Origin of the sequence: Candidatus Proelusimicrobium excrementi, assembly GCF_937881865.1 — a bacterium.
In the GTDB taxonomy this organism is placed as follows: Bacteria; Elusimicrobiota; Elusimicrobia; order Elusimicrobiales; family Elusimicrobiaceae; genus Proelusimicrobium; species Proelusimicrobium excrementi.
Map to the genome: position 1 here is coordinate 1 of NZ_CALGEO010000121.1, position 5,718 is coordinate 5,718.

The following is a 5,718-nucleotide window of genomic DNA, read 5'->3' on the forward strand; positions in this document are numbered from 1 at the left end:
CTTCGGCAGTCTGAATTCGGGAATCCCGTACATCAGCACGCTGCCTGCAGTATGAAAGGCCTCATAAACTGTTACCTCATAACCGAGCTTTGCCAAATCTCCGGCACAGGTTAAACCTGAAGGACCGGAGCCTACAACAGCTATCCTTTTGCCGTTCTTTTGCGGCACAGTAATTTTATCCTCACCGTGTGCCATATGATAATCTGCGACAAACCGTTCCAATCTTCCAATGGCAACCGGCTCACCCTTGATACCTCTCACGCATTTTGATTCGCACTGCTTTTCCTGCGGGCAAACTCTGCCGCATACGGCGGGGAGCAAGCTCGTTTCCATAATTTTGGAAACGGCCCCTTTAACGTCGTCTTTAAGCAAAAGCTGGATGAAAGACGGTATCTGAACATTTACGGGGCAGGCCGCCTGACAGCGCGGATTCTTGCAGTTTAAACATCTTGAGGCTTCTTCAAGCGCGTGTTCTTTATCAAGGCCTTGCGCCACCTCGTTAAAATTCTTTATTCTTTCTTCCGGGGATTGTCTCTTCCCGGTTTGCCTTGGCAAGGAAGGATTTGGCATTTTGTTTCTCCTAATCTGAATTTAAATTTAATTTAGCGCACAGCACTTTTATCAGCTGGTTTTGCTTTATATGTTCCGGCAGGTTTTTGCAAACGGAGAAAACGCTGTTCTGCGCTTGCGCCAAATCCGCCGGGAAATTAAACATTTCCGCAAAGGACAGCAGCTCGATTATTTTAGAGCTTTTGCTTAAATCAAACGGATCGGCCGCAAAGGCTTCCGTAAGTTGTTTAAGCTTCTTTGTAAGTATGCGCTTAAAACCTTCTTTTTCCAGTTTGCCGGGCATTTTGTCGAAAAATCCCAAAAGCTCGGCCACTTTTGCGGCGTCTATCGGGTCTTTGCGAAGTTCGTTTTTAATTTTTTGATTTATCGCAAAAGCGGAAAGATTTTCAAACAGTTCCGGCATCGGCAGATTTAATCTGTAAAGATAATTAAAAATGCCTTTTTCCTGATCAAACAGTTTCGAATAACTGTTTTTTATCCTTTTCTTGGAATTTTCCACCGCCTGCGCCAAAATTTGGGTCTGCTTGCCTTTAAGCAGATCTTTAATCGTCATAACGTCGACGAAAGACGCTTTTATCAAAGCTTTGCAGTTTTCAATATCACCGAAGATAAACGCTTCCTTTATCTGCTCCAAATTATCCGTGCGTCCGTAAATGGAACCGGCGGTAATATCGTCGCCTTCGGTGTGCAGTACGGCGAAGCTGATATTTTTGGAGTCCAGCGTCATGCGGGAGGTAAACAGCCCGTAGCCGGTTACCAGCTTGGCTTTGCCCTGCCTTGTTACGTCCACTTTGTGATTGCTTATATTATAGGAGTAAATGCAATCGCAGAACAGCATTTCGTCCAATAAATAAGAAATGGCGTAGTTTATTGCGGCTTTGCGCATATCAACTTCAAGCGGTTTTACCAAAGCGTTGTAAACGTTTGCGCCGTTGCCGAAGCTTTTTATATTGCTTGGCGCAAGCGCGAGTTTGCTTACGAACTCTTCTTCTATATCCCGCCCGGTAAGCGCTTTATTGTATTCTATCGCTTTTTTGGCGTAAGCCATAATCTGCACGGTTTCTATGCCGGAAATTTCGTCAAAGAACCATCCGCAGCTGGTGTACATCAAAAGGGTATTGCGCTGCATTTCCATAAGTTTCAGCGCGGAAGAAGCATCCTGCAAAGCTTTGGGCGTACCGTATTCCCGCAGGAAAGCTTCCGCTTTTGAACGGTCCTCAATAACTTCGATATAAGCGTTTCTGGCCGCCCAAACGTCTTTAAAATATTCCCCTCCTTTAAGTTCAAAGGTTTGACGCAGGGAATCGCGTACAAAGTCCAAAGCTTTCCTTAAAGGGTTGCGCCATTGCTGATTCCAGCCTCTGTTTCCGCCGCTGTTGCAGCCGCAGTCGCTGTTCCAGCGTTCCACGCCGTGGCTGCAGCTCCAGGCGGTGTTTTCAAAAATTTTGGCTTCTTCCGTCGGCGGGAAAAGTTCCAAATACTGGCCGTATACGGTAATATTTGCCAATTTGTTGCTTTCGATATAGTTAAGGCAATAAGCCAAAGCCATTTCCGCGAATTTTTGGTGATGTCCGTAAGTTTCGCCGTCGGTGGCTATATGCACCAGCTGGGGCTGATCCGTCGGCTGAAAAACGGAAAGCAAACGCGCGGCGAATTTTTCCCCGCTTTTTAAAGTGTCGCCGAAAGCTATGCCCTGCGATATCGGCCCGTCATAAAAGAACAAAGCTATTTTTTTGCCTGAGGGCAAATTGCATAAATAAGGTTTGCCGGGGGGGACTTTTGCTCCGCTTTGGTCTTTCCAGTCTTTTTCTCCTATTTTGCGCGTGGCGGCGCATTGGCTTGGGGCCAATATGGTAAATTTTATGTCATTATCCGCCAGGAGTTCCAAAGTTTTCATATCGACTGCGGTTTCCGCCAGCCAAATGCCTTCCGGCTTTCTTTTAAAGCGCAGCTCAAAATCTTTAATGCCCCAAACGATTTGGGTAAGTTTATCTTTGTCGTCGGCAAGGGGCATAATGATATGGTTGTAGACCTGCGCTATTGCGCTGCCGTGCCCGCCGAAATGCTTTTTGCTTTGTTCGTCGGCCTGCAAAATGGCCTGATAAGTTTCCGCGTCGTATTTTTGCAGCCAGGAAAGCAGCGTCGGGCCGAAGTTAAAACTTATTTTGGAGTAATTGTTTACGATGTCTTTTATCTGCCCTTTACCGTTAAAAATTCTGGCGAAAGCGTTGGCGTGATAGCACTCCGAAGATATGCGTTCATTCCAATTGTTGAAAGGCCTTGCGCTTTCCTGTATTTCTATTTCGTCTATCCAGGGGTTTTCGCGCGGAGGCTGGTAAAAATGTCCGTGAATACAAAGATATCTGTTCATCTGTAATATGCTACAATATGCGCGAAACACTTTACAAGTGGCAAATTAGGGTTTATAATTTGGTTAAGGAACAATTATTTCGCCGAGGGAGGCCCACTGATGAAGAAAATTTACATAATTGACACCAACGTGCTTTTGCACGACCCGCAATCCCTTAACAGATTTGCGGATAACGACATCGTAATACCGATGATTGTTATAGAAGAGTTGGATAACTTCAAAACAAACGCCGATGAAAGGGGTAAAAACGCAAGGCTGGTTTCGCGCTATTTGGACGAACTTCGCGCCAAAGGCAAACTGGGCCAGGGTGTCAAATTGGAAAACGGCGGCACTTTAAAAGTGGAATTCCCTAAAGAAAATATTTTGCCCGCCGGTCTTTCCTTCCACAAGGCCGATAATGACATTTTAAATACCGCTTATTATTATCACAAAAAAGAAAGTTCCAAAACCGCTTCCAAGCCCGTTATTATAGTTTCAAAAGACACAAATTTAAGGATTAAAGCCGAAGCCATCGGCGTGGACGCGCAGGATTACAACGCCGATAAAGTTAAATATAACGAGCTTTATTTGGGCAGCAGGGAAGTTGAAGCCGATCCTTCCGAAATAGACGTTCTTTACAGAGATAAAGAACTTGCCGTAAAGCCCGGCCTTTATCTGCCCAATGAATTTATTATCTTCAAAAGCAATGACGGCAGCAAGAAATCCGCCGTCGGCCGCGTAACGCCTAACGGCGACGCCGTAAAGCTTCTTGCCCAGCAGGAGCCTATCGTTTGGGGCATTAAACCTTTAAACAAAGAGCAGCGTTTCGCCATGGAACTTCTGCTTGACGACAGAATAGACCTCGTTACCCTTGTTGGAACCGCAGGTACGGGCAAAACTTTGGTTACTTTGGCTACCGGCCTTCACAGAACTTTTGACGATGAAACTTACCGCCGCCTGCTTGTTTGCAGGCCGATAGTTCCCGTCGGCAAGGATTTGGGCTTTCTGCCCGGCACCATGGAAGAAAAACTTGAAGCTTGGATGGGCGCCATACATGATAACTTAAACTTCCTGGCCAACAAGAAAAATCCCGAAGACGGAGAAGAAGAAGTCCGCTATCTTATGACCAGCGGCAAACTGGAAGTCGCTTCCGTTACGCATATCCGCGGACGCACTTTGCCCAAACAATATATGATAGTCGACGACGCGCAAAACCTTACACCGCATGAGATTAAGACCATACTTTCCCGCGCCGGAGAGGGAACGAAAGTCGTCGTTACGGGCGATCCTTACCAGATAGATACGCCGTATTTGGACGTTGAATCCAACGGTCTTACATATTTGGTGGAACGCTTTAAAGGCCAAAAAACTTACGGACATATCACGTTTACCAAGACGGAGAGAAGCAATCTCGCCGGCAAGCTTCTTTAATGATTGTTTTACCCGGAAAGCCCTTCCTCGGAAGGGCTTTCTTTATGTAAAATTTTTAAAAGAAGTCTTAATTTAATTTTGATTTGTAAAAATGTCTTTAAACTTAAATCTTCTGCCCAAAGAACCCGGCGTTTATATAATGAAAGACGGCTCCGGCGTAGTTATATACGTCGGCAAGGCCATAAATATTTATAACCGCGTGCATCAGTATTTCCAAACCGGCGCGGAGAACAGCCGCGGGTGGAAAATACCCAGCCTTGTGCCTTTGATAGCAAAGATAGATTTTGTCGTCTGCGCAAGCGAGCGCGACGCCTTAATTTTGGAAAACAAATTAATCAAAAAATACAAACCGTTTTTCAACAGTCTTTTAAAAGACGACAAAACCTATCCCTGGATAAAACTTTCAATGCAGGAAGATTACCCCCGCATAACTTTGACGCGCAAAGTTCTGCCCGACGGCGCGGAATACTTCGGCCCTTATCCTAAGGTTTCAAACGTAAAACGTCTTTTAAATTTTTTGTGGAAGGATAAATACGCCCCTCTGAGGCAATGCAAATGGTCTTTTAACAGGCAGAAGCCTTTGCCGGAAAAGAAAATATTTTCATGCATTTATTATCACACCAAACAATGCCCGGCTCCGTGCGCCGGCAAAATCAGTTATGAAGATTACCGCGCCATAGCCCGGCGAGCCGCTTTGTTCTTGAGGGGGGATTTCGCATCTTTCAAAGAGGATATTATAAAACAGATGCGCGCCGCCGCAAAGGCTTTGGAGTACGAAAAAGCCGCGCAGTTCCGCGATTTCGCCCGCGCCATGGAACATATGCGCGAACGCATAAAAGTCAGCCGATATCAGGATGATAAACTCGATAAAAAAATCCAGGCGGCGGAAAAGCTTAAACGCTTAAGCGAGGTCTTACGCTCCGAAAAAATTATCCGCCACATAGAAGCTTTCGATAATTCCCACCTTTACGGCCGCCAGGCTGTGGGCGGGATGGTCTGTTTTGTAGACGGGGAAAAATATAAAGCGCATTACCGCCGTTTTAAAATAAAATCGGAACTCCCGGAAACCGGCGGCGACGACTTTTTGATGATGAAAGAAAGCGTCTTAAGGCGCATAGAGCAGGTTAAACAGCTGCCTGCGGAAAACCGCCCCGATTTATTTTTGATTGACGGCGGCAAAGGCCAGCTTTCTTTTGCCATGCAGGCCATAGCGCAGGCCGGCTTGGAAATAAAAGTAATTTCTTTGGCGAAGAGGGAGGAAGAAATTTTTGTTCCGCACCAATCCGAAAGCATCAAACTTGATAAAAGCGACCCGGCCTTAAGGCTGATTATGGAAATCCGGGACGAGGTTCACCGCTTTGCAATAA

At 45.9% G+C, this 5,718-nt stretch carries 4 protein-coding genes; 2 read left to right on the forward strand and 2 right to left on the reverse strand.

Translation table 11 applies throughout. The features are described from left to right. Together ACQY26_RS05715 and ACQY26_RS05720 are read right to left on the reverse strand one after the other, a co-directional pair. Positions 1-570 (reverse strand): NAD(P)-binding protein (locus tag ACQY26_RS05715; RefSeq protein WP_428048185.1); only part of this gene is annotated, 570 nt, incomplete at its 3' end. 10 nt (positions 571-580) lie between these two features. Further along, positions 581-2,941 carry a DUF3536 domain-containing protein gene (locus tag ACQY26_RS05720; protein ID WP_428048186.1) on the reverse strand — a complete coding sequence of 787 codons (2,361 nt, stop codon included), beginning with the start codon at positions 2,939-2,941 and terminating at the stop codon, positions 581-583. Between the two features lie 99 nt (positions 2,942-3,040). Between ACQY26_RS05720 and ACQY26_RS05725 the strand changes: the two genes are divergently transcribed. Both ACQY26_RS05725 and ACQY26_RS05730 read left to right on the forward strand, forming a co-directional pair. Further along, the gene (locus ACQY26_RS05725; protein ID WP_428048187.1) at positions 3,041-4,351 is read left to right on the forward strand and encodes a PhoH family protein; all 1,311 of its coding nucleotides are present in this window, start codon (positions 3,041-3,043) and stop codon (positions 4,349-4,351) included. Between the two features lie 91 nt (positions 4,352-4,442). Beyond that, a partial coding sequence (locus ACQY26_RS05730) for an excinuclease ABC subunit UvrC (RefSeq protein WP_428048188.1) occupies positions 4,443-5,718 on the forward strand: 1,276 nt, incomplete at its 3' end.

Bases quoted from the DNA above. Each gene is read 5' to 3' on its own strand.
- ACQY26_RS05720 (WP_428048186.1), bottom strand. From the start codon at position 2,941: ATGAACAGATATCTTTGTATTCACGGACATTTTTACCAGCCTCCGCGC.
- ACQY26_RS05725 (WP_428048187.1), top strand. From the start codon at position 3,041: ATGAAGAAAATTTACATAATTGACACCAACGTGCTTTTGCACGACCCG.